Annotated in this window: 28 protein-coding genes and 1 tRNA gene; 14 read left to right on the top strand and 15 right to left on the bottom strand. The window is 38.9% G+C overall.

Going from position 1 to position 25,546, the window contains the following annotated elements; all coding sequences use genetic code 11:
- Positions 1–71 precede the first annotated feature (71 nt).
- Genes PESP_RS05330 through PESP_RS05320 form a run of 3 tightly spaced genes read right to left on the bottom strand, consistent with a single transcriptional unit; the run spans position 72 to position 1,827 of the window.
- Positions 72–770: a fimbrial biogenesis chaperone gene (locus PESP_RS05330; RefSeq protein ID WP_089347107.1), complete on the bottom strand. Its 699-nt coding sequence runs from the start codon at positions 768–770 to the stop codon at positions 72–74.
- A gap of 54 nt (positions 771–824) precedes the next feature.
- Complete coding sequence (locus PESP_RS05325) at positions 825–1,301, bottom strand: hypothetical protein (RefSeq protein ID WP_089347106.1); 477 nt, start codon at positions 1,299–1,301, stop codon at positions 825–827.
- Positions 1,302–1,356: 55 nt separating this feature from the next.
- Positions 1,357–1,827 (bottom strand): hypothetical protein, encoded by a 471-nt coding sequence (locus PESP_RS05320; protein WP_089347105.1) that lies wholly within the window; start codon positions 1,825–1,827, stop codon positions 1,357–1,359.
- A gap of 511 nt (positions 1,828–2,338) precedes the next feature.
- Between PESP_RS05320 and PESP_RS05315 the strand changes: the two genes are divergently transcribed.
- Positions 2,339–3,484 (top strand): porin, encoded by a 1,146-nt coding sequence (locus PESP_RS05315; RefSeq protein WP_089347104.1) that lies wholly within the window; start codon positions 2,339–2,341, stop codon positions 3,482–3,484.
- A gap of 12 nt (positions 3,485–3,496) precedes the next feature.
- Positions 3,497–3,904 carry a type 2 periplasmic-binding domain-containing protein gene (locus PESP_RS05310; RefSeq protein WP_089347103.1) on the top strand — a complete coding sequence of 136 codons (408 nt, stop codon included), beginning with the start codon at positions 3,497–3,499 and terminating at the stop codon, positions 3,902–3,904.
- A gap of 67 nt (positions 3,905–3,971) precedes the next feature.
- On the opposite strand, the gene PESP_RS05305 is transcribed toward PESP_RS05310, so the two are convergent.
- Positions 3,972–5,597, bottom strand: coding sequence for a methyl-accepting chemotaxis protein (locus PESP_RS05305; RefSeq protein WP_089347102.1), 1,626 nt, complete (start codon positions 5,595–5,597; stop codon positions 3,972–3,974).
- 460 nt (positions 5,598–6,057) lie between these two features.
- Between PESP_RS05305 and PESP_RS05300 the strand changes: the two genes are divergently transcribed.
- The gene (locus PESP_RS05300; protein ID WP_125939503.1) at positions 6,058–6,447 is read left to right on the top strand and encodes a hypothetical protein; all 390 of its coding nucleotides are present in this window, start codon (positions 6,058–6,060) and stop codon (positions 6,445–6,447) included.
- A 94-nt stretch (positions 6,448–6,541) separates the two neighbouring features.
- Here PESP_RS05300 and PESP_RS05295 read toward each other — a convergent pair whose 3' ends face one another.
- The 3 genes from PESP_RS05295 to PESP_RS05285 all read right to left on the bottom strand — a co-directional run bounded on the left by PESP_RS05295 (position 6,542) and on the right by PESP_RS05285 (position 8,964).
- Positions 6,542–7,372 (bottom strand): hypothetical protein, encoded by an 831-nt coding sequence (locus PESP_RS05295; RefSeq protein WP_089347100.1) that lies wholly within the window; start codon positions 7,370–7,372, stop codon positions 6,542–6,544.
- 450 nt (positions 7,373–7,822) lie between these two features.
- Entirely contained in the window at positions 7,823–8,590 is a 768-nt protein-coding gene (locus PESP_RS05290) for a MarR family transcriptional regulator (RefSeq protein WP_089347099.1), read from the bottom strand.
- Positions 8,591–8,676: 86 nt separating this feature from the next.
- A complete protein-coding gene (locus tag PESP_RS05285) occupies positions 8,677–8,964 on the bottom strand; it encodes a hypothetical protein (RefSeq protein ID WP_089347098.1) in 288 nt (95 codons plus the stop codon).
- Between the two features lie 250 nt (positions 8,965–9,214).
- Between PESP_RS05285 and PESP_RS05280 the strand changes: the two genes are divergently transcribed.
- The 4 genes from PESP_RS05280 to PESP_RS05265 all read left to right on the top strand — a co-directional run bounded on the left by PESP_RS05280 (position 9,215) and on the right by PESP_RS05265 (position 11,797).
- Positions 9,215–10,078: an AAA family ATPase gene (locus PESP_RS05280; RefSeq protein ID WP_089347097.1), complete on the top strand. Its 864-nt coding sequence runs from the start codon at positions 9,215–9,217 to the stop codon at positions 10,076–10,078.
- Positions 10,079–10,319: 241 nt separating this feature from the next.
- Positions 10,320–10,529: an excisionase family protein gene (gene xisR, locus PESP_RS05275; RefSeq protein WP_089347096.1), complete on the top strand. Its 210-nt coding sequence runs from the start codon at positions 10,320–10,322 to the stop codon at positions 10,527–10,529.
- Between the two features lie 3 nt (positions 10,530–10,532).
- Positions 10,533–10,664 (top strand): Arm DNA-binding domain-containing protein, encoded by a 132-nt coding sequence (locus PESP_RS20750; RefSeq protein WP_089347095.1) that lies wholly within the window; start codon positions 10,533–10,535, stop codon positions 10,662–10,664.
- A complete protein-coding gene (locus PESP_RS05265; RefSeq protein ID WP_281255086.1) occupies positions 10,661–11,797 on the top strand; it encodes a tyrosine-type recombinase/integrase in 1,137 nt (378 codons plus the stop codon). Before PESP_RS20750 ends, PESP_RS05265 begins: the two co-directional genes overlap by 4 nt.
- A gap of 52 nt (positions 11,798–11,849) precedes the next feature.
- Here the strand turns inward: PESP_RS05265 and PESP_RS05260 are convergent.
- The 7 genes from PESP_RS05260 to rlmE all read right to left on the bottom strand — a co-directional run bounded on the left by PESP_RS05260 (position 11,850) and on the right by rlmE (position 18,108).
- Positions 11,850–11,934: transfer RNA gene (locus PESP_RS05260), tRNA-Leu, on the bottom strand.
- Between the two features lie 82 nt (positions 11,935–12,016).
- Positions 12,017–12,370 carry a preprotein translocase subunit SecG gene (gene secG, locus PESP_RS05255; RefSeq protein WP_089347093.1) on the bottom strand — a complete coding sequence of 118 codons (354 nt, stop codon included), beginning with the start codon at positions 12,368–12,370 and terminating at the stop codon, positions 12,017–12,019.
- Between the two features lies 1 nt (position 12,371).
- Positions 12,372–13,121, bottom strand: coding sequence for a triose-phosphate isomerase (gene tpiA, locus PESP_RS05250; protein WP_089347092.1), 750 nt, complete (start codon positions 13,119–13,121; stop codon positions 12,372–12,374).
- Between the two features lie 80 nt (positions 13,122–13,201).
- Complete coding sequence (gene glmM / locus PESP_RS05245; RefSeq protein WP_089347091.1) at positions 13,202–14,542, bottom strand: phosphoglucosamine mutase; 1,341 nt, start codon at positions 14,540–14,542, stop codon at positions 13,202–13,204.
- Entirely contained in the window at positions 14,542–15,387 is an 846-nt protein-coding gene (gene folP / locus PESP_RS05240) for a dihydropteroate synthase (RefSeq protein ID WP_089347090.1), read from the bottom strand. The genes glmM and folP overlap by 1 nt, the downstream gene beginning before the upstream one ends.
- 81 nt (positions 15,388–15,468) lie before the next feature.
- Entirely contained in the window at positions 15,469–17,412 is a 1,944-nt protein-coding gene (ftsH, locus tag PESP_RS05235; RefSeq protein ID WP_089349104.1) for an ATP-dependent zinc metalloprotease FtsH, read from the bottom strand.
- A gap of 66 nt (positions 17,413–17,478) precedes the next feature.
- A complete protein-coding gene (rlmE, locus tag PESP_RS05230; RefSeq protein ID WP_089347089.1) occupies positions 17,479–18,108 on the bottom strand; it encodes a 23S rRNA (uridine(2552)-2'-O)-methyltransferase RlmE in 630 nt (209 codons plus the stop codon).
- A gap of 88 nt (positions 18,109–18,196) precedes the next feature.
- Between rlmE and yhbY the strand changes: the two genes are divergently transcribed.
- Both yhbY and PESP_RS05220 read left to right on the top strand, forming a co-directional pair.
- The gene (gene yhbY / locus PESP_RS05225; RefSeq protein WP_004587346.1) at positions 18,197–18,493 is read left to right on the top strand and encodes a ribosome assembly RNA-binding protein YhbY; all 297 of its coding nucleotides are present in this window, start codon (positions 18,197–18,199) and stop codon (positions 18,491–18,493) included.
- 138 nt (positions 18,494–18,631) lie between these two features.
- Positions 18,632–19,957 carry an IS4 family transposase gene (locus PESP_RS05220; RefSeq protein WP_089346385.1) on the top strand — a complete coding sequence of 442 codons (1,326 nt, stop codon included), beginning with the start codon at positions 18,632–18,634 and terminating at the stop codon, positions 19,955–19,957.
- Between the two features lie 119 nt (positions 19,958–20,076).
- On the opposite strand, the gene PESP_RS05215 is transcribed toward PESP_RS05220, so the two are convergent.
- Positions 20,077–21,222, bottom strand: a complete 1,146-nt coding sequence (locus PESP_RS05215) for a serine hydrolase domain-containing protein (RefSeq protein WP_089347088.1) — start codon at positions 21,220–21,222, stop codon at positions 20,077–20,079.
- 115 nt (positions 21,223–21,337) lie between these two features.
- On the opposite strand from PESP_RS05215, the gene PESP_RS05210 reads away from it, so the two are divergent.
- From PESP_RS05210 to PESP_RS05190, 5 genes are all read left to right on the top strand, one after another.
- Complete coding sequence (locus PESP_RS05210) at positions 21,338–22,141, top strand: hypothetical protein (protein WP_089347087.1); 804 nt, start codon at positions 21,338–21,340, stop codon at positions 22,139–22,141.
- Between the two features lie 87 nt (positions 22,142–22,228).
- The gene (locus PESP_RS05205) at positions 22,229–23,086 is read left to right on the top strand and encodes a MipA/OmpV family protein (RefSeq protein WP_089347086.1); all 858 of its coding nucleotides are present in this window, start codon (positions 22,229–22,231) and stop codon (positions 23,084–23,086) included.
- A complete protein-coding gene (locus PESP_RS05200) occupies positions 23,076–23,459 on the top strand; it encodes a DUF3019 domain-containing protein (protein WP_089347085.1) in 384 nt (127 codons plus the stop codon). The genes PESP_RS05205 and PESP_RS05200 overlap by 11 nt, the downstream gene beginning before the upstream one ends.
- 19 nt (positions 23,460–23,478) lie before the next feature.
- Positions 23,479–24,186 (top strand): response regulator, encoded by a 708-nt coding sequence (locus PESP_RS05195; RefSeq protein ID WP_089347084.1) that lies wholly within the window; start codon positions 23,479–23,481, stop codon positions 24,184–24,186.
- A gap of 17 nt (positions 24,187–24,203) precedes the next feature.
- Positions 24,204–25,496, top strand: coding sequence for a HAMP domain-containing sensor histidine kinase (locus tag PESP_RS05190; protein ID WP_089347083.1), 1,293 nt, complete (start codon positions 24,204–24,206; stop codon positions 25,494–25,496).
- The last annotated feature ends 50 nt before the right edge of the window (positions 25,497–25,546 follow it).

Here is a 25,546-nt window from a genome sequence, read left to right as displayed (position 1 = left end):
GGCATCTACCGTTATAATAATATTACTAATTATTATTACTAAGCACCAAGATAGCCTCCGAATACAAAACATTAGAATACAACCTCTAACTCGCTATCAGCAGCTTGAAATTCTTTAGGTATTGAAATTGCGATATTGCCTTTAGAATTAGGAAGTAAAATTTTACCTGAAAGAGCTCTACTCAAATCCATGCCTTCTAAAGTTAATACCTTTCCCTTAGACTTTATATTCCACTGACCTTTAGAAAGACGGACATATTTATTACCTAGGTTTTCTAACGACACACCCCATTGATTTTCAGCTAATTGTTTTTTTTCTTTAATAATTAGTTTAGCTTCAGCATTATCAGGTACAACGTTAAATAAAGTCCTAAAACTAAGTGACATACCAACCCCAGACTGGGCATTATCGTTTAAATCCACTGATACTTGCTCTACAGTAATCCTATAAGACTTAGAGTGGTTAATAATAGGCTCCCCAATATATCGAACGATAACCGATTGACTACTTCCAGGTGGAATAATTGTTGTCATAGGAATAATTAAGAAATCTTCTTCATTTGCTTCTAGAGACTCAACCCCACTATCACTGATACTGATATTAAAAGCTGAAACATCAATAGTTAATGGGTTTTTAGATGGGTTTATAATTCGAAGAGTTTGTTGTGACTGGCTTCCCTGGGAGCTGAGATCGGCCACCATAGGCCTCACTTGAAATGCACTAACAGAAAAAGAAAACAGACAAAATATTAAGACAAATAAAGCGCGCATAGAAATCCCTCCTAAATAAAGGCAGTGCTAAACCACTGCCTTTCTAATTTAACTTTAGTTTGCAGTAACAGTTAGCATTAGAGTATCAGCATAAGTCCCTGCATATACAGGCGTCTGAGTAACTTCTAAGTCAATCATCCCTGTTACACCAGTAGTTGCTAATGTATTACTACCACCGTTGCTTTGAAATGCACTTTGATCGTTCTGTCCATTTTCAGCCGACAGAGTAAAGTCATAAGGACCTGCTGTTAAATGTGCAGTGTATCCCACTCCTCTGTCTTCGTGATCAGCGTTTTGGAGGTGCCCCTCAGAGGTCGTTAAAGTAAGTGTTGCACCATCAACGTCATTACACTTCAAATCAAAATTAACTGTTTTTGTATTTCCCAGAGCTAGAGCTGGAAAATAGTGTGTAGCTGCAATGTTACTTACTTCACATACAGACTCTACTGCACCACCTACATTTAAATTTTCTGCTAGTGCTGAACCTGATGATAGTGCTGCGATTGCTGAAATTACGATTAGTTTATTCATTGTTATATTCCTTATCCATGTGACATATAGTTTGTTATGTTTAATAAATGTGCGTTTAAAGCACGCCACCCGATACTACTGATGGTGTCATTTCTATGCGGATAACATCCTGGTATCTACCTGCATATATCAAGGGCTCATCTAGAGTTAACTGAATCTCAGCAATGCTATCAAATAAGATTTCATCAATATTAAAGCTATATGTCGATTTGATTGCCTGTGCCGATACAGACACACTTTTATTGGCACCTTCCAATGACCAGTTAATATTGTATGGACTTATCTTATTACTTTTCTCATGGCTTAAACCGCCATTAAGAGATTGCATTGATATTCGCATTGGCGAATTACAGTTAATCTCCAGCGCTGTATTAGCAATACCATTAGAAGAGAACTCTAGATTACTATTTTGTGAGGTAAATTCGCACACTGGAGAGATATAACCAACCAATGTAATACTTACTTCATCGTTACTATATGCATTGGATGCAAAGCAACATAATACTAACCATGCTAGCCTCTTCATCACTGTCACTTCCTTTGAACTACCTTGCTAATACAATGGTAATGTTAAGCTAAAATTCAGGTTTAGAAAGTTGTTATTTGATTACTTAACATCTGATATAACTAAATAAATTACATATTAGTTAATCATAATATAAACTTTTTTATATTGTTGGATAGCAGAATATAACGTGCTCATTATTGTGTGCTGCTCGCGAGAGCTTAATTAGCAGTGTTTATTGTGTATAAACTAACTAAACAAGGATGGTGTGAAATATAAACATTGATCTTAATAAATATAGATACTTCCTAAACTGCATATAAACAGTCACTTAAATATTAGAAAATAAAATACTTCTAATGAAATCAGCTGGTTCCATTGAATTATTGGAATTTTTAACAAATGTAAACTGTAAAACAAACTAGCTAAACAAGTTTATTTTAACTAACTTGCTAAATTTATTAGATAAAAACCATTTTGGCTTCTATAATCCTCATGAAATCAACATCTAAATAACAAATAGGAAATACATATGAAAAAGCTATCTGTAGCAGTAGCAATATGTGCTGCACTTGCAACAAGTTATGCAAGTGCTGAGGTTCGTATTAATGGTTTTGCATCTATAGTGGGTGGTAAAAGTCTAGACAGCGATCAAACGCTATACGGGTATGACGATGATATCTCGTTTAAAAATGAAAGTGTATTTGCTGTACAGCTGTCTGCGGACCTTCAGGAAAAATTAAGCGCAACGGCACAGATTGTTGCCCGTGGTGAAAATGACTTTGATGCCGACTTTGAATGGGCTTACTTAACTTATGAATTTAGTGACGAATTACAACTAAGCGCAGGTAAGATGCGCGCCCCGTTTTACAAATATTCTGACTTTTTAGATGTTGGCTATACCTACCGTTGGGTACGTCCACCTCAATCGGTATATAACTTACCATTTTCAACGTATGAAGGCTTGAGTCTATTATATAGCTCACAAATTGGTGATTGGGACTCTAGCCTTCAGGTTATATATGGTAGTTTTGATGACAACATAGCGGTTGTATCGGTGAACGGTGATACAGAACTAAATGACATAGCAGGCCTTAACTGGTCACTTAGCTATGATTGGTTTAGTGCACGTGTAGCCTACTTTGTAGCTGAAACAACAATTGCGATTGAAAATGATACTGATGCGGGTATCGCTCTTAATGGTTTAGAGGCTACGTTACGTAATTCAGGTTTCACTGAACAAGCTGACAGCATAGCAGTGAATGAGGACGACGGTGCTTTTTTCGCCATGGGTTTCTCTATTGACTATAACAATATTTTATTTGACGCCGAGTACACACAGTTTGAGGTTGACGATAGCGCTCTAGCTGAGCAGACTCAATACTACACCTCCTTAGGTTATCGCATGGATGAGTGGCTTGTTCATGTTACATATGAAAACAACGATGATAAGCATGATAGCAACCGCTACGATTCACTAACTGCAGTGCCGCCACTTAACGAAGGGATTAACTCAGCATTAGAAGGCTCAAAAGCTAAGAGTAATGTATACACAATTGGTGCACGTTACGACTTTCACCCTTCAGCTGCATTTAAAATTGATTTTAGTCGCTTAGATGATGACATCACAGACACTGAAACTGATGTAGTAGCCGTTGGCGTAGACTTAGTATTTTAATTGGAGCAGAATATGAAAAAATTAATCCTAGCTAGCGCGCTTTCTATATGCTCTTTCGGTGCTTTCGCTGAAGTGGCTGTAATTGTAAATCCTGGTAATGCGAGTGCTCTTGATGCTGACACTATAAAGAAAATTTATTTAGGAAAAGCTAAATCGTTTGATAACGGTAATAAAGTAAACCCAGCAACTCAAAACGGTACAGCTATTGCCGATGAGTTCAATTCTAAAGTGGTTGGTAAATCAAGTAGCCAATTAAACGCTTATTGGTCAAAACTTGTTTTTACTGGTAAAGGCACACCGCCTGAAAAGTTTGATACTGACCAAGCTGTTATAGACTTTGTAGCCGCTAATGCAGACTCTATCGGTTATATTGATAGCAGCAAAGCCACTGATAAAGTTAAAGTGGTAGCTACTTTTTAAGTGCTATTAATAGGTAATAAAAAAACCACCGAATAGGTGGTTTTTTTATAATTACGCTTTGCTTATTTTACTCAATTTTAAACTTAGCGGTAGCATCTAACAGATTATCTGAAAGGTAATGTAAGTTTTTAGCAACATCCCTAACCGCAGTCAGTGAATCCATTGTGTCTTCGAAAGACACATGCATATTTGTCACGTTTTCTACCACCATTGCAGCAACAGAGGTTTGCTCTTCTGTAGCAGCAGCAATTTGCGAATTCATACCGTTAATCTCTAACATTTGTTCGGCAATTTTTTCTATAGAAATACCGGTCTTTTCAGCCGCTGTTGCGTTATCTGTTGCCATATCTCGCGCCGAAGTCATAGCTGTTACAGATTCGTTAGCAGCATCCGTTAGGGTGCTAAGTAACTCTCGAATTTCGTTAGTCGAATGCGCAGTACGCGATGCAAGCTCTCTAACTTCATCAGCTACAACAGCAAAACCTCGGCCATGCTCACCCGCTCGAGCAGCCTCTATCGCCGCATTTAATGCCAATAGGTTAGTTTGCTCGGCAATAGATGTAATCACATTAAGGATTTGAGATACATTTTTTGTGTCATCTGCTAATTTATTAATAGTTGATGCAGCTTGGTTTATTTCATCACTTAAAGTTCGAGATGCTGTCACAGACATTTGAACCTGCGTTCTACTTTGCTCTACTTCTTTTTCTGCTGTTTGCGCAGCATTTGAAGCACTTGCTGCAGACTGAGAGATATCACCCACGCTTTGCTTCATTTCTTCCATTGATTGCTTAACAACCTCAGCTTCGGTTGTTTGTTTTGTTGTTGCGCGTTCAGCTTGCTCCATCCCCTGCACCAAACGTGTAGAGTTTTCCATTAGCGGCTCACATACGGCAATAACCTCTAAAACCGTTTTTTTAAGGATTGCTATAAATGAATTAAAATTAATAGATACTTGGCCAATTTCATCTTCTGAGTTTACCGTTAAGTTTGTACTCAATGAGCCTTTACCATTGGCTAATAAACTTAAATTGTTAGCAGCATCACTTGCAGAAGAAGCGATACGCTTAGCTATCCATATAGCCATAAATAAAAGTAAAATAAGTGATATTATTGATACTGCTAGCATAAGCGTAAGCGCGTAGTCTGAGCGCTCTTTTGTACTTGCAACCAACTCAAAAAAGCGATCATCCGCTTTTATTTGAGCCGCTTTAAACTTTTCTAGTACATCGTTGTATAGTGCTGTTTTTCTTTGAGCCTGTTGCTGGATTTTACTAAAATCTGCAGTGCCATTCACCATACCATTAGCAATGCTTGAAGATATTTTTTCGTAATTTGCTAATTGATCTTTGGTATCGCTATGAATATACGATGCATTAATTTTCTCAATTTCGATGATATTCGACTCAAGCAATTTATATGTTTGTGCAGCCTTTTCTACTAAGTCCTGTTCACCGAATGTAACAGCTTGAGTGTATAGCTCATCTAACTTTTCTAAAATGCCAACATTTGCGGATGTAAGTTTAACAACTTGGTAGGATGATTTTTCCATTTCATCAAGTGCAATTCTATTATCATTCATAGCGAAGTAATTAATTAAAACAATCACTAAAAATGCAACGACAGCAATACTCGTAATCGCATGTATTTTTTTACTTATGCTGAGATCTTGAAAAGAGAAGCCTGAAGCCATTGTAAATACCTTATTTTATTGTCTAAATCTATTATCGGCTTATTACACATAAGTGTTAACTAAATTTGTAATTTTTCTAGTTTTTTTTACAAATAACGCTAATTTAAAACAACTCATATCCATAGCTGCCAGAAGTAGTACAAAAAGCAAACAAATAAAACTATAGGCATAAAAAACCAGTAACATTGCTGCTACTGGTTTTATAATTTGGTGCGGATGGGGGGACTTGAAAATTCACTCCACCTTCAAATACCTTAATATACATGGGTTATGATACTTCAACTGCGTATTTTAGGGTATATCAGGGTATTAGTATGATCCAAGAGTGATCCACACTGATTTTTAAATTATCATATTTATTAAGTTTAGATAATCATGGATAAATGAAGTAATGACAATCTACACTATTACCTAACGCCGCTCCTAGTTACTTATAGGTCAATTAATATGAGTAACGATAATGAGTACAACAATTGAGTTTTATAAAGCATACTCGCGCCAATCTCGTTCTATGTGGGCAGATAACGCGCGTGTAGTGTTGACGTTCGATGCTGAGTCGAAACAAGGGGTTTATCTACACCTTGGAGGTTTTGGCATTAATGGCTTTTCGATTAGCAAGCAACTTCAAACTCTTTTACCAACATCACTTCAGCAACAATATATCGACGTTGCACACATTGATATTGTGATGCACGTTTTCCATAAGCATATTGAAGGTTATTGTAAAGAACACGTTTTAGAAGCAGCTTTCAAAGAAGTCTTCTTATTGAATCAAGAAGCTTTTTTCTCTAAATCAGCTAAAAGCCAATGGGAGAAGTCATTCCATAGTTTTGTTGAACATAGCGATTAACATCGCATCCACAACGAGCCTAAATTGGCTCGTTTTTTATTAAAAGCTGCAATATCATTTGCCAATATAGCAGCTTTCCCTAATTTAATTATTATTAAATTAACAACATACCAACTTGTTTCTTCAGACCTGTATCCGACTCTTTAGTTAAAAGATCTTCAACACGTTCATGCTTTTCAAGATCTATAAGAGCTTTGTATGCTGCAAGTTTTATAGAGCTTAATTTATGGTATTTAACCCAAGCAACTAACTTTTTCTCGGCACTTTCTCCATTATATAGAACATAAATATCAACTAACTCTTGATGTAATTTTAAGTGCTTCTTCCAAGACATATCCATCATCATAGTGCGATACCCTGGATTAATACCTTTAAAGCTGTGACTTTCAACACTTTTAATCAACTTTTCAAACGTTGGAGATAATTTAGAAAACTTTTGATCTTTCGCAATATTTAATAAATATTCTCTATGTTTTTCTGCAAATTTTGCATCACTCGATGGCAACCAAATTTCCAGTTGTGATGCTAACTCTTGTTCTGTTATATCAGTTAATGCAAATGGCATTAAATTATATATATGATACACACCACCAATAGCTCTTTCTTGAGCAGAATAAGTTTTTTCTCGATCCACTATGGCTAATGCATTTTTGAAGTTCTTCTTACATACATATAACGTTGCTTCATCGACAGCACTATCGCGAGAGCCAAAAGGTAGAAGTGAGCTACCTTTAAAATATGTATATTGTGGGGTTAACTTTGCAAGCTTTTGTGGGTTATTCGCAACAATTTCCTGGTAATTTTTATAAGTATTTAGGTTACATGTTGATAATAAAGCTAAATCGGCTTCTTTTTCTTCAGTAGATTTACAGCCAGTTACAGCTGTTGCTATTAAAGCAGTACAAAGTAAAAACTTAAATTTCATTAATACAATCCTTTTATATTCTTTGGTTTTAACATTCAATCATCAAGCGATAAACGAAGGTTACATAATATGTATTTATGTAACCAAGTCAATAACACCAATAAAAACATATTGTTACCCGAACAAAAAACAATCAAACATCTTTTACTCTGCCTTTAAATATTAGTTGATAAACATTTTTATAAAGTTAATGTAAAAAATTCAATAATTACCTATTCGAGAACATATTTATAATTGTACTGGAAATAAACCTGCGGCTATTGCAGCTGCGTCCCATCACATAGTGGTGGCTTACTAAAGCTGGGTCTGCAAACCTCAGCAATATACTGATTAAAAGTGCGGTATGCCCTTTAAATCTCACCATGTACATAGGTGGTCTCACATAGAAAAAAAGACTTAAGAAACACTCAAGGCGCTGATAATAGCGCCTTGAGTGTTTTTACTATTTACTTAATGCAGCCAGAATTTATGATAAAGAATAGAAATCAATTCCTTGTTATAGACATACTTAACATGTTGATCAAAGAATTGCTTATCTAAACCGTTTTCGCCTTTAGCAAATAGTTTGTTATGAACCCGCTCTGTGTCCGTTATGAACCGTCGCTTATGAGAAAAGCATAATATTTTGCTAACGCGGTTTTCAATGGTAATTGCTTGTTCGTAGCGCTTTAATATATCCAACCGATGTGGAATTGTCTTAGCACTTGCCTCAACCTCTATGCCAGTTAAATCATTCCCATCATATACAATGGCATCAAACCGTCGTTTCTTACCTAAATTTTCCTTTTCTTGCTCTTTCTCTGTAATAAAAAAGACATAACTCCCATCTTTAACACCTATTGCCACAATAGCTTGAAGCATAAGATCATGAGTCAATGTTTTAAAATTAAGCGTAGACTTCTTAGTTGTATATTTGAGAGATTGGTTGTGTAATGCCTCTAACATCCTTACCCCTTTGGGCCTGAGTAAAAACACACGCTTGTCTCTGCACGCAAACGTTGCGACTTCAGCAATCACCTCCTCACGTTCATAGCGACGTAATAGCCGATTCACAACTGAACGATCAACACCCCACAATGATTCAAGTACCGCTGGTGAGGTAAACCCAAATCGATAGATCCAATCAAGCAAGCTATACAACTTGGCTTGATGCCTTGCTTGGGTTGATGGCGACTGTATGTAACGTGCGAGAATCCCTCTCTCATTTATTGGTATCATTTCACTCTCCTTGTTTAATAATAATTAGGTTCAAGGCAAGCGAAACACCTTAAGGCAGGACTTGGAGATTGATTACTGTTAGGTAATCAAAGAAAGGCAACCGAACAAAAGTTCGACTTCATCATTTCATGACATAACTGTTTTATTCCTTGCTCTGCTTGACTCGTCAAGCGCCACTGCGCTATTGATTCCATCAATAACATTAAACAGCAACGCGCATCCGTCTGCCCTTCGGTTGCGGAGCAAATCGCTCTAGAGAGACTACGGGGCGAGAACAGAGCAATTTGCTCCGCATCCTCTTTGAGGCTGACTACGATGCGCTTTTTTATTTTTTCAAAATGCTTCCGTATAAAAATCATCTTCGATATTTTCATACTCACGCCTTTAGATGCTTATCTTACGATAAGGCTTTTATAAGCTTAACTCTGCGAGTTACGCACTTCTTCACTTTTCAAGTGATACCTACCTAAAAATACTTTTTGCTCGAAGAGCAAAGAAGTATTTTTAGGTAGGTTCGTAGCAAGCAAAAACATCTTTGACTGAAGTAATTTTTATAACAACGGTTAGTTTGCTCGTTGATTACTTATGTAGAGATTCTTTTCATTAAAACTAGGAATCTAACAAATGAACGAACAACTCGAACTATTTGGCGAAACTATTCAAGCAGGTGTCGGTTATATAAAACACCAGTTAAATACAGTCAAAATAAAAGCTAAGGCAGCATTAGGTTATGGCACCAACAATCCCATTAAGTATAAAGAATTTAAAAACATTAAAGGGATTGATCGCACCCCTCTATTCGGAAAGTATTTCAAGACAGGTGATATTGTGGAGCTAGCAGGGGCACAAGGTGGTGGTAAGTCTTTTTTAACATACAAAATGATCACAGCTATATGTACTAGAGGTCAGTTTTTAGGTGAACACGCACCTCAAGCAAAGAAGGTTCTTTTGCTCGATGGTGAACTACCTGTCGATGACGTCAATCATAGGTTTGACAATATATTAAACGTACTAGATACCGAACAGTTAAGCCAATTTGAAGACAACTTCAGCATTATCAATCGTGAGTTTGCGGGTGGGCTTCTGCCCGACTTATGTAAACTCCAGGAGCACGATCAACTTTTCATAGACATGCTTAAGTTTGATGTTGTTGTGATCGATAGCCTCAAAACCAACACCTTTGGTAGCAATATATCAAGTGCCGATGAAATATCAGGGCTGATCAGATTATTCTTATTATTAAAGGCACATGGGGTTACTGTAATTTATATCAATCATTTCACTAAAGGTGAAGTTGTACTTGGCTCTGTCGATTTTGACATTATCAACGATGTCACTCTGAAGTTTTCTATTGATAAAAAGAAAGGTTGTGGGGTTAGAAAGCTAGAAGTCGTCAAAGGTCGAAGTATGAGTGATGCGGAAAAAGCACCAACCTATTTTACTTTCCACCCCGATGAGCACGGCACACCTTTCCGGCAAATAGCATAAGCTTAAAAAATTTAAAATTTTTGAAGAAATTTCGTGCTGAGCTAACGCAGCGAAGTTTCTTTTTTTACATTAAAAAACCTTTAAAATCAACAGTTAGATATTTTTATAAAAATCAAAGTTAAATTTAAATCATTGTTATATATGTAATTTCCAAAAAAAACGAAACAATTAACCGAAAAAAATATTTTTTATATCATGCCAATGATTCGAACAATAAATGAATGAAAATCATAGAGGCTATATGGAACAAGATACACATACACCCTTCACAATTAATTTAGGCTGGGTTCACCCTCGTGCAATTCAGGCTCTAAAAGGTCTAACTAGAGATCAGCTTGATGGCAGGAGAAAAGCAGGAAAATACATTGAAGGTGTACATTGGGTAAAAGATCCCGTCGGCACAGTAATGTGGCACTTTGAAAACCTGAACAGCTGGATTGAGGGGGAATGAAAATTGTTAAGTATTAACGAAGCTAAAGTTATAGCAAAAAAGTACACTGGTGTCACGATACACGGCAATGCGATACGAATCACATTTATGTATCAAGGGAAACGCTGCCTTGAGACACTGAAAATGTACCTATAAGAAAAACAAACCTGAAAGCAGCATTCAATAAACGAATGGCTATTTGTCATGACGTAGAGCATGGTCGGTTTAACTATATTGAAGCGTTTCCCAATTCTAAAACTGCTTTAGCGTTAATCAAAAATGATGCCTCTAATACAACGATACAATTAAATTTGTACTTAGATAAATTCATCGCAGACTCCAAAGCTAACAACCGACCTAAGACACATCAAAATAACAACTATAGAACGGAGAAGTATATTAGGCCTTTGCTTGGTGAGCGCTGTATGAAAAGCATAAAAGTATCCGAAATAAAAGAGTGGATAAATAAAGATCTAGCACACTTAGCTAACAAAACGATAAGTGAAGTTTTAACTCCATTGAGGACTGCATACCGCTTCGCAATAGAAGATAAACTAATAACCGAAAACCCGATGGATTTTGTAAAGAACCCAAATAAAGAGAAATGTGATGAAGCTGACCCTTACACACAGTCTGAGATAACAAAACTAATGTCCACTGACACTGAGCGAGAGATAGAAAGAGATGCATTAACTTTCGCCATCTGGACAGGCTTACGCCCTTCTGAACTATTAGCTGTTTCACTATGTGATATTGATTTTGAAAAAAGAAAGCTTTATGTCAACCGCGGTGTTGTTAGAGGTGTTCTTGCAAGTACAAAAAACGATGGTAGTTCCCGCTGCATTGACCTTTTAGACGAAGCATTTGATATTCTACTAAACTTAGTAAATAGAACCGACAACTTTAGGTTTTTCAAAGTTAAAGTGCTTCAAGCCAACAACAGGCTGTTTGATGATAAGGATCTACAGTTTATTTTTACTAGCTCTAAATCAAAAAGTTTTTGGACTGATAGCGAGTCCTTCGATAAGATGTTCGTAAAGCCTCACTGTAAAGCAGCAGGAGTGCGCTATCGCCCAATAGGTCAAGCTAGGCATACATATGGTAGCCAACTCATAACAGCTGGTATTCCTCTAAACTGGATTTCTAAGCAAATGGGCCATAGCAGCATTAAGATGTTAGAGAAGCATTATGGTCGTTGGATGGAATCTGAGATGCCAGATATGGCAGCGCAAGTGTCAAGAAAGCTTAAGCAAAAGCAAAAGCAAAAAAGTGATAATGATCCAAGCTAGATCAATTAAAAAGAAGAAAGCCCGTAACTCATTGAGTTACGGGCTTTTTATTTGGTGCGGATGGGGGGACTTGAACCCCCACGCCCGAAAGCACTACCCCCTCAAGGTAGCGTGTCTACCAATTCCACCACATCCGCATTTTTTAAGCTTTCGCTTGGGTGTTAAACTTAGTGATTTATTTGAGGAGTATAAATCGTTTAACGTTAGCTTTACGCTAAATTAGTTTGGTACGTCAGAGCTTTGCTCATTAGTTTGAGTAACTGGTACGTCTTCTTCAGCTGGTGCAACAGTTTCAACTGCTGGCGCTGCTTCAAGGTTTTCCCACTCATCAGTCTTTTTAATTTGACCGGCAGTTAAGTTACCTAACACAATACTTAGAACAAAAAACACGGTTGCTAAGCTAGTTGTTGTTTTAGTCATAAAGTTACCTGCACCTGATGAGCCAAAAACTGTGCCCGAAGCACCGGCGCCAAATGAAGAACCCATGTCTGCGCCTTTACCTTGTTGGATTAAAACCATACCAACTAAAGCTAGAGCAACAACTAAATAAACTACTAATAAAATTTCGTACATCTTATACGGTCCCTTTTGCACTGTTACAGATTGCAGTGAACGAATCTGCTTTTAGACTAGCACCACCTATAAGGCCGCCGTCTATATCTGGTTGTGCAAATAATAATTCGCTATTTTTTTCGTTAACGCTACCACCATATAAGATGGTAAGCCCTTGTGCTAAATCGCTATCTAATGAAGCAATTTTATCACGGATAAATTTATGAACAGTTTGTGCCTGTTCTGGCGATGCAGTCTTACCTGTGCCTATGGCCCAAACGGGCTCGTATGCTATCACAGAATCTTTCAGTGCTGCTACACCTAATTTGTCAATTACCGCATCAATTTGTGCCGCAACTACATATTCGGTTTGTCCACTTTCTTGCTCGCTTTCACTTTCGCCTATACATAAAATAGGTGTTAAACCTACCTGTTGAGCTCTGGCAAATTTTGCGGCTACAGTGTCATTGCTTTCATTATAAATACTACGTCGCTCAGAATGGCCAACAAGTACATACTTAGCACCTAAATCTTTAATAAGCTGTGCGTCAACTTCACCAGTAAATGCACCTGGCGTATTTTCACTTAGGGTTTGAGTGCCTGTGGTAACGCCTGTTTCTATTAATGCAGAAACAAGTGGGAATGGAGGAAATAAAATAACGTCTATATCGTTTGATTTAACATCATTTATAGCATTAGACATTTGCTTAACAAGCTCTAAAGAGCCGTTCATTTTCCAATTACCGGCGACCATTGCCTTACGTATTGCCATTTTCCACTCCACATTAGAAAGCGGGCGAGATATTAACTTTTCTCGCCCAAAGTTACAAGAGGTTATTGTTATCAATCAGTTTATTTGCTCATAGATTCGACAACTGCTGCAATTTTTTGCGCGCTGTCTATGACTATTTTTTCTTGCTCTGCTTCAACCATAACACGAACAACTGGCTCAGTGCCTGATTTACGTAGTAAAACTCGGCCTTTATCACCCAATGTTTGCTCTACTTGGGCTACCGCAGTCTGTACTTCAGTAGCTTGTGTTGGGTCGGTACCTGGCGTGTAGCGTACGTTAATCATTTTCATAGGATACTTTGTAAAACCAGCACCTAAGTCTTGTAGTGTGCGGTTTTGAGCGACCATCGCTGCAAGTACTTGCAAGCTTGAAATTATACCGTCACCCGTAGTAATTAAATCTAGGTTAAGCACGTGCCCTGAGCTCTCACCGCCAATCTTCCAGCCTTTTTGCTGTAACAGTTCCATTACATAACGATCGCCTACTTTACTGCGAGCAAACTCAATACCTTTTGCTTTTAATGCATTTTCAAGGCCCATATTTGACATTACCGTACCGACAACACCACCACCTAGCATATGATCTTCTGCAGCTTGGCAAGCAATGATATAAACCAAGTCATCGCCATCAAATACACGCCCATTGTGATCAACCATCATTACACGGTCACCGTCACCATCGTAAGCAATACCCACATCAGCTTTATGCTCTAAAACTTTACGCTTTAGGGTATCAACATGCGTAGCACCACATTCATGGTTGATATTTACACCATTTGGCTCGCACGCATGCGTTATCACTTGGGCACCAAGCTCGCGCATTACAGAAGGTGCTATGTGATAAGTTGCGCCATTGGCACAATCTAATACTACTTTTAAGCCCTCAAGTGATAAACCTTGTGGGAATTGACTCTTACAAAACTCAATGTAACGCCCATCGGCACTCACTAAGCGAGACGCTTTACCGAGTTTATCTGAAGCAACACACGTCATTGGCTCGTCAAGCATTGCTTCTATTTGAAGCTCTACTGCATCATCAAGTTTTAACCCTTGACCATTAAAAAATTTAATTCCGTTATCGTAATATGGGTTATGCGAGGCACTAATTACAATGCCCGCTTCAGCTCTAAATGTTTGCGCTAAATAAGCCACAGCAGGTGTTGGCATTGGGCCTAGCAATACAACATCTATGCCTGCAGCAATTAAGCCAGCCTCTAATGCGGTTTCAAGCATGTAACCCGAAATACGTGTATCTTTACCAATGATTACTTTTTTAGTGCCGCTGAGCGATAATACTCGCCCTGCAGCCCAGCCTAATTTCATTGCAAACTCAGGGTTAATAGGCGCTGTACCTACTAACCCACGTACCCCATCGGTACCAAAATATTTTCTTTCGCTCATTATAAAGCTCCTTTTTCGCAAGCTTGGAGTACGCCAAGCACATCTGCGGTTTCTTTAACATCGTGTACACGAATTATATTTGCGCCATTTTGCGCAGCAATCAGCGCGCCAGCTAAGCTGCCCGCTAAACGCTCATTTGTATCTCTATTAAGTAAATTACCAATCATAGACTTACGTGATAAACCGGCTAAAAGCGGTAATTCAAATTTATTAAACGCCTTAAACTTAGCTAATATTTCAAAGTTATGCGTTAAGGTTTTTCCAAAGCCAAAGCCAGGATCAAGAATAAGTTGCTCAGCCTTAATGCCTGCTGTTTTACACGCTTTAATACGCTTTTCAAAAAATTGGTTTATTTGTGCAAGTAAGTCGGAGTAGGTTGGCGCGCTTTGCATTGTACGAGGCTGGCCTTGCATGTGCATCAGACACACCGCAACATCAGGATATTTAGCTACTGTACTTAGTGCATCTGGCTCTTGTAAAGCGCGCACATCGTTAACTATATCGGCCCCAGCTAGAATAGCTTGCTCCATGACTTTTGCTTTACTTGTATCAATGGATATAACACAGTCACTTTTGGCCCTAATTGCTTTTATGGCAGGTATTACACGGGCTAACTCATCTTCTAAGCTTACATCGGGCGCACCGGGGCGTGTAGACTCACCACCAATATCTAAAATTGTTGCACCTTCATTTAACATCAGCATCGCTTGCTGAACTGCAAAATCTGTATTTACAAACTTTCCGCCATCAGAAAAAGAATCTGGGGTCACATTTAAAATCCCCATTACAATTGGCTTTTCTAAATTGAGCGCACGCCCACGAGGAAGGTTTATTATATTTGCCATTGCCAACCTTTTCTTTTAATTGTGATTAGTTGATACAAAAAAGCCCCGAAGTACGGGGCTTTTAATACGTTATTTTAACGATTATTCAGCTTTATCATCAAGGTTTGTTTCATCTTTTTTAGATGAATCATCCGGTTTTTGAGTTTCATCAACCGCTTTTTCTTGAGACTCTGCAGATTTTACTGACTTTTCATCTAGGCGGTCATGCGCATCACGTGGTTCACGCACAGGCTGACGAGCCATTAAATCATCAATTTGTTTTGCATCAATTGTTTCGTATTTCATTAACGCATCTTTCATCGCATGAAGTATATCAATGTTTTCTTTTAATATATCTTCAGCGCGTTGATAGTTACGGTCTGAGAATAAGCGCACTTCAGTATCGATTACTTTAGCCGTTTCATCCGACATGCTCATAGCACGGCCACCGCCGCCACCCATGTACATTTCGTTCTGATCTTCAGCATAAAGTAGTGGACCCAATTTTTCGCTTAAGCCCCACTGAGTAACCATTTTGCGTGCAATGTCGGTTGCACGTTCAATATCGTTGCTCGCACCTGTGGTCACTTTGTCTTCGCCGTAAATAAGCGCTTCAGCAATTCGTCCACCGTAAAGGCTTGAAATCATAGATTCTAAAAGCTCTTTCGAATGGCTAACACGGTCTTGCTCAGGTAGATACATGGTTACGCCAAGGGCGCGGCCACGTGGAATAATAGATACCTTATAAACTGGATCGTGCTCTGGCACCATACGACCAACAATAGCATGGCCTGCTTCGTGGTACGCTGTCATTTCTTTTTCTTGCTCGCTCATCACCATGGTCTTGCGCTCTGCACCCATCATGATCTTATCTTTAGCAGCATCAAACTCTGCCATACTTACAACGCGTTTATTACCACGTGCAGCATATAAAGCAGCTTCGTTTACTAAGTTTGCTAAATCAGCACCAGAGAAACCAGGTGTACCACGTGCAATTACTGCAGCTTCAACGTTATCACCTAGCGGTACTTTACGCATATGCACTTTAAGAATTTGCTCACGACCGCGAATATCTGGTAAACCAACCACTACTTGGCGGTCAAAACGACCAGGACGAAGTAACGCAGGATCAAGTACGTCAGGACGGTTAGTCGCCGCTATAACAATAATACCTTCGTTACCTTCAAAACCGTCCATTTCAACCAGCATTTGGTTTAGAGTTTGCTCACGTTCATCATGACCGCCACCCATACCAGCACCACGTTTACGGCCAACAGCATCAATTTCATCAATAAAGATGATACACGGCGCTGCCTTTTTAGCTTGTTCGAACATGTCGCGCACACGCGATGCACCAACACCAACAAACATCTCTACGAAGTCTGAACCCGAGATTGTAAAAAATGGTACTTTTGCTTCACCCGCAACAGCTTTTGCAAGTAAGGTTTTACCTGTACCAGGAGGACCTACCATAAGTACGCCCTTAGGAATGCTACCGCCAAGCTTTTGGAACTTAGATGGGTCACGTAAAAAGTCAACTAACTCTGTTACGTCATCTTTTGCTTCATCACAGCCTGCAACATCTGCAAACGTGGTTTTAACTTGGTCTTCGCTCATTAGGCGCGCTTTACTTTTACCAAACGACATAGCGCCTTTGCCGCCACCGCCTTGCATTTGACGCATGAAGAATATCCACACACCTATTAGCAGTAGCATTGGGAACCAAGAAATAAATATACTCGCTAAAAACGATTGCTCTTCAGGCTGAACACCTTTGACGTTAACATCGTTTTTAAGTAAATCGTTGATTAGGTCTTCGTCGTACATTGGCATTGTGGTTTGAAAACGCTCACCACTGCTTTTAGTACCCGTAATATTACCTGTTCCACGGTCAATAATAACTTCTTGTAAAGAGCCGCTACGCACGTCTTTTACAAATTGAGTGTAACTTGTTTGACGATCAACCTGATCGCCGCCATTAAAGCTCTGAAATACTGACATTAGCACAACTGCAATAACCAGCCAGAGTATTAGATTTTTCGCCATATCGCTCAAGGGGTTAACCTCTTGTATCCAATTAATTTAAATTCAACTAAACGCCAAGCAACTGTACTACAGTTTGTAGCCAGTCGCTACTATATATACTTCCCGAGAACGGGCACGTGAGGCATCAGGTTTGCGTATTTTCACTGCTTTAAAACTATTACGAACGTCTTGCAAGTATTGATCAAAGCCTTCACCTTGAAACACTTTAACAATAAATGCACCATTTTTCTTTAATACTTGATTACACATATCAAGTGCTAACTCTACCAAATACATGCTACCCGCTTGATCTACCGAGTTATTACCACTCATGTTTGGAGCCATGTCAGAGAGTACCACATCAACATTTTTGCCATCAATGCGTTTTAGTAACGCATTGAGAACAGCTTCTTCACGAAAGTCTCCTTGTAAAAAGTCTACGCCCGCTAGTGAGTCCATTGGTAAAATGTCACACGCAACAACTTGGCCTTTATCTGATACTTTTTCAGCTAAGTATTGCGACCAACTACCTGGAGCAGCACCTAAATCAACAACCGTCATACCCGGGCGAAGCAGTTTATCTTTGTTTTGGATTTCATCTAATTTGAAAACCGCTCGAGAACGCCAGCCTTTTTTTTGCGCTTCTTGAACATATTGATCGTCAAAATGTTCTTTCAGCCATCGCTTTGAACTGGCTGAATGTTTTTTATTTGTCATAAATTAACACGCAACTAATTAGTAATATTCTTTAGATGGCGTTAGAATACCCTTAATTCAAGCCATATTCAGCAAAATTTGTATAAACATGACATTATCAAACAAACAAAAGCAGTTTTTAAAAGGCCAGGCGCATAGCCTTAAGCCTGTAGTTTTACTAGGTTCTAACGGTTTAACCGAGGGCGTAGTTGTAGAAATTCAAAGTGCATTAGAAATTCACGAATTAATCAAAGTAAAAGTACCTACTGACGATCGAGAAACAAAAGCACTTATTTTTGATGCTATAGTGCGTGAAACTGGCGCAACTAAGCTTCAAACAATTGGTCACACTGTTGTACTTTATCGCCAAAGTGCAGAGAAAAAGATCCAATTACCACGCGCATAAGTTAATTATGCAGTGAGCTTTTTATTAAAAACCAGCGTTAAGCTTAATGCCGATCAGTTAAGAAATATTTAATGATCCATTGACCGATCTTCTGGCTAGTATATAAAGACTCCTGAATTTATTCAGGAGTCTTTTCTTTTGCAACTCACTACCGCACTTTCTCTTGCCAATGGCTATGCCCCTAACTCAGAAGGCTTAGGTCAACTGAGTGATTTTTTATGCTCTGATTTTATCAAACAATGTGCTGAAACAGCCGGTGTCGCGACTATAAGACGAAGAAGGCTGCCTGTTGAAATGGCTGTTTGGACTGTAATTTGTATGTCACTTTATCGTGAAGACCCACTCTGGAGCATTGTCAGTAAATTGGGTTTAGCATTACCCGGTAAAAAAGAGCTTGTTGCGCCTAGTGCTGTCGTACAAGCAAGACAACGCCTTGGCGCTGGTGCAGTGAAAGAAGTCTTTGAACAAAGTCAAAAAATGTGGAATAAGGATGCTAACCATCCCACATGGTGCGGGTTATCTCTCTTAGGCGTTGATGGCGTTATTTGGCGCACACCTGATACCCAGGAAAATCATCAAGAATTTTCTGCTTGGAAAAACCAGCACGGTGATACGGCCTTTCCTCAAGTTCGTATGGTATGCCTAATGGAGCTGACTAGCCATTTATTATTGGGGAGTGCCTTTGATAGCTGCCGCTCAAGCGAAATGGTACTTGCAGAAGACTTAATCGAAGTAACACCCGATAATTCACTCACGTTATTTGACAGAGGCTTTTATTCTTTGGGCTTACTAAATCGCTGGCATCATGCAGGAAAAAACCGCCATTGGCTCCAACCCATGAGAAAAGGAACCCAGTACGAAGTCGTTCGCTCTTTAGGACGTCAAGACAAACTCATCAAACTAAAAACAACAGCGCAAGCGAGAAAAAAGTTTGCAGACTTACCTATGGACATTGAAGTAAGGCTGGTAACGAAAACAATTAAAGGGAAAGAAGTAAATATTCTGACGTCATTGAGCGACCCAATGCGTTTTCCCAAGGCTGAAATCGTTGACTTATACAGCGACCGATGGGAAATAGAACTTGGCTATCGAGAAATGAAACAAACCTTATTAAATAGTCACTTCACGTTACGCAGTAAAAAGCCAGATATGATAGCGCAAGAGCTATGGGGCATAATGCTTAGCTATAACTTACTCAGGTATCAGATGGTAAAAATGGCGCAGAAAAAGCCGGGACTTTATGCCAAGCACCTGAGTTTTACGACGTGCGCAATCAGTATTATTAACTTAATTCACACGATGTTTATAGAGAATGCGGGACGTATCCCAAAATCTATTGAGCAACTACAAGCACAAGTTGAACATCATATTTTACCGATAAAACGAGAGAGAGCGTATCCAAGGTGTGTGAAACCAAAGCCCAGTAAGTATTCCAATAAAAAACGCCAGTCAGTTGTTAACTGACTGGCATTAAGCGTTAAGCTGGTTTTTTGTTATCAACGCTTTAATTTTTACCACTTCGCTTAATTAATTACGCTACTTTGAGGCTGTAAAAGTTTTGCTCTGGCAAAGCGAAATAACCTTTAAGTGCGCTTATATTTTAGCAATCGATTTAAAAACTCTGTTGTTAACTCATTAATTACACCCGTTTCTGCATTTAGTATTAAGCTAAAGCCTACATTTAAATGCGGTATAACCACTAAGTCACTTCGATAACCTTGCACCCAGCCACTATGGTAATACAGCGTTTCATTATCGTAGTTATACACTCGCCAACCTAGGCCGTAGTAAGCTTGCGCTAAATGTTTTTTCCATACACGTCGGTAACGCTCTTTTTTTGTATGAGTGTAAGGGCGCGTTTGTGTAGCCAACGCATTTAAAGACAACACATCTAAATTTTGCCCAAGCTGCGCTTTTAACCATTTAGCCATATCAGTAGCACTGGCGTTTACCCCCGCTGCTGGGCCTACTTTATAATAATTTTTTTTAAGCTTTGCGGTATACCAACGTTTTTTACCGCGCACGTGAGGCAATGCATAGTTTTTATCATGCACCATAGCCTCATAACCTAAGCTGGTATCATGCATTTTTAAAGGAGTAAAAATTCCCTCTTGTAGCCACTGCGCATATTTTTTATTAGTGCTGCTAAAAATTACATCGTCAATAAGGCTAAACATCACGTTTTGGTAACCGTAGCACTGCCCGGGTTCGCAAATGGGCTTAACTGTTAAAAGTTTCTCTACAATACCGGGGTAATCCATGCGCGACTCTATTAAGTTGTCGTAAGCGTTTGGAACCAACCCACTGGAATGACTCAATAAATGAAAAACTTTTAAATTATCTTTATAAACTGTGCCTTTAAACGCAGGGATGTAATCGCTAACAGGTTTAAATAAATCAACTTGTCCTTCACTGGCAAGTTTTGCAGTTAAAGAGCCCGCAAATGTTTTAGATACAGAAGCCAATCTAAAGCGTGTGTGGCTATTAACTTTTAAACCACTCCGCGCTTTGGTGCGGCCCATAGTATGAATATAATCAGCATTATCAATACTTACAATTGATAGCGCAGCCCCAGGAATGCCTTTACTAATTAATTTTTTTTCAGCGTAGCGTCCATACTTTTTAACGAATCCATCCCAATTTGGATCTGCTTTAGCTATTGCCTTCAATGGCAATAAACATAGGCTAAAAGCAATTAATACATACACATAATTATTGAGATACTTCATTCGTTACAAATTTATTCTTTTTTAACTACATCTAGGTGCATAATATCATGAAGTTTTGATAGGACTAACGTACAATGTTGTGATTATTGACTTTTTAAGTGGATGTTAAGTATTTATGCGTTGTTTAGTTGTATCACTTTTTATTTTATTATCAGCAGGTTGTGCAGTTATAAAACAACCAGCAGAGCCGTTGGCGTTACCATTAAAGCCAACTTTAAAGAGCCAAACTTATCAGCTTGAATACAAAACTGAGCATGCATCGCCAAAGGTTAAGTCTGTGCAATTACCAGCACATAAAGTTATGCGTAACCAAACAGTGCGAATTACCACTGACAAAGCAAGCGTAACTGATACCTTACTAAAGCAAATAACTCAGGCACTAAGCGACAAAAGCTTAAAAGTAACTGATAGCAAAAATAGTGACTACACACTGGCTATTCACCAATTAGAACTAGCATTAACTGATGATACTAAATATGTGTTAACGCAACCTGAAAACCCATATCCGCTATTTGCACAAGTGGCGCAGCAATACCCGTCACAACAATGTGCAACAATTTCAGCACAAGTGAGTATGCGCTTAACTCACAGAGCCTCTGGTGATGTTGTATGGTTTGCAAAATCTTCAATAGATAGTGCAAGTTTTCATCGTGAGCCATTACTATTTAGTTTTGCTCAGGAGCAAATAATTACAAATGAGTTAGAAGTTGCAACATTTGTACATCAACAAAATACCGAACAAGCACGTATAGCTCGTGCAGGCAAAGAGGTTACTGTTCCGCCGTTTAAAACTATTACTAAATTAAGTAGCTTAACTAAATTACAAGGCCCATGCACACGTACAGAAGTAAGTGCCTTAACCCCTATGATGCAATATTACTTAAGCAGTATCTTAATTGATAAAATAAAAGTGCAATAAAGTAAAAAACTACATTTTTTTACAGATTCAAGGATTCACTTACCAATATAATACGTTTAATAACAAATAATAATTAGGTCCCCAGGGATGAAAAACGCTTTCTTACAGCATATTTTTATTAATAGTGTATTGCTTTGCGCCTGCCTTTTGAGCTGTAAAAGCTTTGCAAGCAACCGATACTATGCTGATAACACGTTAGAGCCAACTCAAGGTTTTGCTTGGGATTGGAGCGCGGGGGCCGGTTATTATGTGGAAGACTCCTACCTAGTTGGCCTTGACTCTTACGATGATGGCATTGAGCTTGATTTAAGCTTGGCCATTTCCTACGAAAACTTTTATCTCGACTTTGATCACAACCAATTAAGTGGCGGCCTCGTTGTAGGCTATAGCTTAATCGATAAGTTTGATTGGGGCTTAGATATACTTGGTACCAATACGCAAGCCGGTTTTGATGAAAAAGGACTTGGTATTTATAACCGCGGCGTAATTGAAGAGCTTGCCGGTATAAAATCCCGTAACTACGATTTTGACGCAGGCCTGAGGTTAACCCGACGCTTTGAAAATTCGCAAATATCATTTGAATTTTTACATGATGTAACCGGCACACACAATGGCTGGGTATTTAATACCTTTTTTAGCCACATTTTACCATGGCGTAATTGGGAATTTAGATCGGGTGTGGGCATAAGTGCTTACTCAGGCAGTTTTACCGACTATTATTTTGGAATAGATAGCGATGAAGCCACTAGCAATCGGCCAGTTTATACACCCAACGGCAGTACCAGCATTATGTTTGAGTTTCATGCAGAGTACCCTATTTCTCAAGATTGGGTATTTTTATCTGGCTGGTTAACGACGTGGTTTTCAAAAGAAATAGACGACAGCCCAATTATTTCTCAAGGGTATCAACATAAAGCCAAGGTAGGCCTACGATATGTATTTTAGATGGATCTGTTTATTATTGGTCTTCCCCACAATTACATCTGCTAAAGCAGCAGACAAAGCAGCGCCGCTTGTAGCACTGCCCGATACCTGTGTGGCATTGCGTGAAGGGCGCAATTGCTATGCTGATGTAACACTCACTTGGCATCTTCCGACAATGGGCAACTACTGCCTCAGAGATGCTACATCAAAGTACATTATGCAGTGTTGGTTAAAACAACAAAATGGTATGTTTGAATACACGTTTGACTCTCAGCAAAGTATTTCTTTTGAGCTATTTGATAGTAATACAGCTCAGGTCATGGGCAGCACAGAAGTGAAGCTACAGTGGGTTTACCAAAACAGACAAAAAAAACGCCGCTGGCGCTTATTCTGATCAGCATTGAGGAAAATTTATGGATAATTACGGCACTATTTTACTGGTTGAAGACGATGCTTCGTTAGCCCAATGGGTTGCAGAATATTTAACAGAGCAAGGCTACACCACGCATGTTTGCCACCGTGGCGATGAGGTTATTAGCCAGGTTAAAAATTTAAACCCTAGTATTGTTTTGCTCGATATTATGCTACCCGGACAAGATGGTATAAGTGTATGCAGAGAGCTACGTAGTTTTTACACCGCGCCTATTATTATGCTTACTGCCCGCGATGAAGAAATGGACGAGGTCATAGGCTTAGAAGTAGGCGCCAGCGATTATATAATGAAGCCTGTGCGCCCTCGTGCTCTACTTGCACGTATTAAAGCCGCTCTTCGTCAAACCAGCGAACCAACAAAAGCCTCTATAAACCAAATTGTGATCTCTGTAGGGGCGCTTAGCATTAATACCGAGTCAAGAAACGTTACCCTTAACAATCAAGATATTGCAATTTCAAGCGCAGAATATTTGCTCTTACATTACCTTGCAAGTAATGCGGGGCAAGTAGTATCGCGTGATGCGGTATTTAAAGCCACTAAAGGGCGCGAGTACGATGGACTTGATAGGAGCGTTGATGTGCTTATTTCAGCCCTGAGAAAGAAGTTTCATGATGACCCGCAAAACCCTGAAAAAATAAAAACTATATGGGGGCGCGGTTACTTACTTGTTGCCACTGCGTGGGAATAATTAGAGTGGCACCTTAAATGAAAAAGTTTTACATATCATTATTAGGCAGCGCCCTACTTTCTATTGTGGTGCTTGGCTGGCTTATTGATGCATTTAGCCAGCAAACGCAAACACCACACGATGAATTTAGTCTGCAAAGCCAAATGATCAACGGTTTTAGTAAGCATTTAGGCAGTGTTGCGACCTCAGAGCGGGCAAATTATGTAAAACAATTAGCAAATGACTTTAATGTAAAGCTTGATTACAAGCCCAACGAGACACTTGCCCTGCCTCCCTCTTTAATTTTGCAAATGCACACCCAAAGCGGCCTTATTTTAGAAGATCAGCAAGGCTTTTATATGCTCTACAGTAATGAAGTGCTATCGCCTTATCATCTTACTATGCGTTTAGAAAAAGGGCTTGAAACCGACCAGCGAAACGACATAATTTTAACGCTGCTATTTTATGCTGGGTTATGTATTTTTATGGGCTTTATTATTGCCCCTTTAGCTAAAAGACTCACTGTTTTAAACGAAGCTGCTAAAAAGTTTGCCGCAGGAAATGTACAAGCACGTATTAAAGTTTCACATTTTACATATATTAAAGATGTTGAACTTACCTTTAACCGCATGGCAAGCCAAATAGAAAAATTAGTCGCCGAAAATAAATTAATGGCTTCGAGTCTTTCGCACGATATTAGAACCCCAATAGCCTGTTTACGGTTCGGTTTAGATGCCGCATTAGACACCTCAGATGAGAAAAAAGTTAAGCAATATTTATCCAGAATGGAAAATGACTTAGATCACATGGAGTCTATGCTTAAAAGCTATTTGGCATTTGCCACCCTTGAGAAAAATGCAAATCAGCTAACCTATTCGCAAACTAATTTATCTCACTACCTTGAAGATTTACTCGCACAACTTGCACCTAAAATTGAAACCAGCAAACTTAAAATACAATTAAACAGTAGTAACGATTTAGTTTGTGCCGATTTACATTGGCTCGCACGCGCCATTACAAACTTAATTGGCAACGCCTGCGACTTTGCCAAGGCGCACATTTATGTCAGTGCAAAACGAGATGAGCATTATTTATATATAACCGTAGAAGACGACGGACCCGGTATTTCCCCTGAAAACTTTAATAACGTATTTAGCCCGTTTTTTAGAGAAGAGAGCCACCGTAACCGTGCTGACAAAAGTTATGGTTTAGGCTTAGCCATTGTTGCTAAGGTAGCTGATTGGCACCACGGTAATGTAAGTGTGAGTAAAAGCAGCCAATTAGGCGGTGCGTGTTTTACCTTAAAAATAGGTCAACATCATGACTCGTAAAAATTTATTTACACAACTGTAATTAACATTTATTACACAAAATCAACTCC

This window comes from Pseudoalteromonas espejiana DSM 9414, assembly GCF_002221525.1.
Classification (GTDB): Bacteria; Pseudomonadota; Gammaproteobacteria; order Enterobacterales; family Alteromonadaceae; genus Pseudoalteromonas; species Pseudoalteromonas espejiana.
Note: the sequence above shows the minus strand (reverse complement) of the source record. Positions and strands in the feature narration are given on the sequence as shown.

What these genes read in the sequence shown, in the direction of transcription:
- PESP_RS05295 (WP_089347100.1), bottom strand. Translation starts at nt 7,372, where the DNA reads ATGAAATTTAAGTTTTTACTTTGTACTGCTTTAATAGCAACAGCTGTA.
- PESP_RS05285 (WP_089347098.1), bottom strand. Translation starts at nt 8,964, where the DNA reads ATGAAAATATCGAAGATGATTTTTATACGGAAGCATTTTGAAAAAATA.
- PESP_RS05195 (WP_089347084.1), top strand. Translation starts at nt 23,479, where the DNA reads ATGGATAATTACGGCACTATTTTACTGGTTGAAGACGATGCTTCGTTA.
- PESP_RS05300 (WP_125939503.1), top strand. Translation starts at nt 6,058, where the DNA reads ATGAGTACAACAATTGAGTTTTATAAAGCATACTCGCGCCAATCTCGT.
- PESP_RS05290 (WP_089347099.1), bottom strand. Translation starts at nt 8,590, where the DNA reads ATGATACCAATAAATGAGAGAGGGATTCTCGCACGTTACATACAGTCG.
- xisR (WP_089347096.1), top strand. Translation starts at nt 10,320, where the DNA reads ATGGAACAAGATACACATACACCCTTCACAATTAATTTAGGCTGGGTT.
- PESP_RS05205 (WP_089347086.1), top strand. Translation starts at nt 22,229, where the DNA reads ATGAAAAACGCTTTCTTACAGCATATTTTTATTAATAGTGTATTGCTT.
- PESP_RS05330 (WP_089347107.1), bottom strand. Translation starts at nt 770, where the DNA reads ATGCGCGCTTTATTTGTCTTAATATTTTGTCTGTTTTCTTTTTCTGTT.
- folP (WP_089347090.1), bottom strand. Translation starts at nt 15,387, where the DNA reads ATGGCAAATATAATAAACCTTCCTCGTGGGCGTGCGCTCAATTTAGAA.
- PESP_RS05280 (WP_089347097.1), top strand. Translation starts at nt 9,215, where the DNA reads ATGAACGAACAACTCGAACTATTTGGCGAAACTATTCAAGCAGGTGTC.
- PESP_RS05305 (WP_089347102.1), bottom strand. Translation starts at nt 5,597, where the DNA reads ATGGCTTCAGGCTTCTCTTTTCAAGATCTCAGCATAAGTAAAAAAATA.
- secG (WP_089347093.1), bottom strand. Translation starts at nt 12,370, where the DNA reads ATGTACGAAATTTTATTAGTAGTTTATTTAGTTGTTGCTCTAGCTTTA.
- PESP_RS05200 (WP_089347085.1), top strand. Translation starts at nt 23,076, where the DNA reads ATGTATTTTAGATGGATCTGTTTATTATTGGTCTTCCCCACAATTACA.
- tpiA (WP_089347092.1), bottom strand. Translation starts at nt 13,121, where the DNA reads ATGGCAATACGTAAGGCAATGGTCGCCGGTAATTGGAAAATGAACGGC.
- PESP_RS05310 (WP_089347103.1), top strand. Translation starts at nt 3,497, where the DNA reads ATGAAAAAATTAATCCTAGCTAGCGCGCTTTCTATATGCTCTTTCGGT.
- PESP_RS05190 (WP_089347083.1), top strand. Translation starts at nt 24,204, where the DNA reads ATGAAAAAGTTTTACATATCATTATTAGGCAGCGCCCTACTTTCTATT.
- PESP_RS05210 (WP_089347087.1), top strand. Translation starts at nt 21,338, where the DNA reads ATGCGTTGTTTAGTTGTATCACTTTTTATTTTATTATCAGCAGGTTGT.
- PESP_RS05315 (WP_089347104.1), top strand. Translation starts at nt 2,339, where the DNA reads ATGAAAAAGCTATCTGTAGCAGTAGCAATATGTGCTGCACTTGCAACA.
- glmM (WP_089347091.1), bottom strand. Translation starts at nt 14,542, where the DNA reads ATGAGCGAAAGAAAATATTTTGGTACCGATGGGGTACGTGGGTTAGTA.
- yhbY (WP_004587346.1), top strand. Translation starts at nt 18,197, where the DNA reads ATGACATTATCAAACAAACAAAAGCAGTTTTTAAAAGGCCAGGCGCAT.
- ftsH (WP_089349104.1), bottom strand. Translation starts at nt 17,412, where the DNA reads ATGGCGAAAAATCTAATACTCTGGCTGGTTATTGCAGTTGTGCTAATG.
- PESP_RS05320 (WP_089347105.1), bottom strand. Translation starts at nt 1,827, where the DNA reads ATGAAGAGGCTAGCATGGTTAGTATTATGTTGCTTTGCATCCAATGCA.
- PESP_RS05325 (WP_089347106.1), bottom strand. Translation starts at nt 1,301, where the DNA reads ATGAATAAACTAATCGTAATTTCAGCAATCGCAGCACTATCATCAGGT.
- rlmE (WP_089347089.1), bottom strand. Translation starts at nt 18,108, where the DNA reads ATGACAAATAAAAAACATTCAGCCAGTTCAAAGCGATGGCTGAAAGAA.
- PESP_RS05215 (WP_089347088.1), bottom strand. Translation starts at nt 21,222, where the DNA reads ATGAAGTATCTCAATAATTATGTGTATGTATTAATTGCTTTTAGCCTA.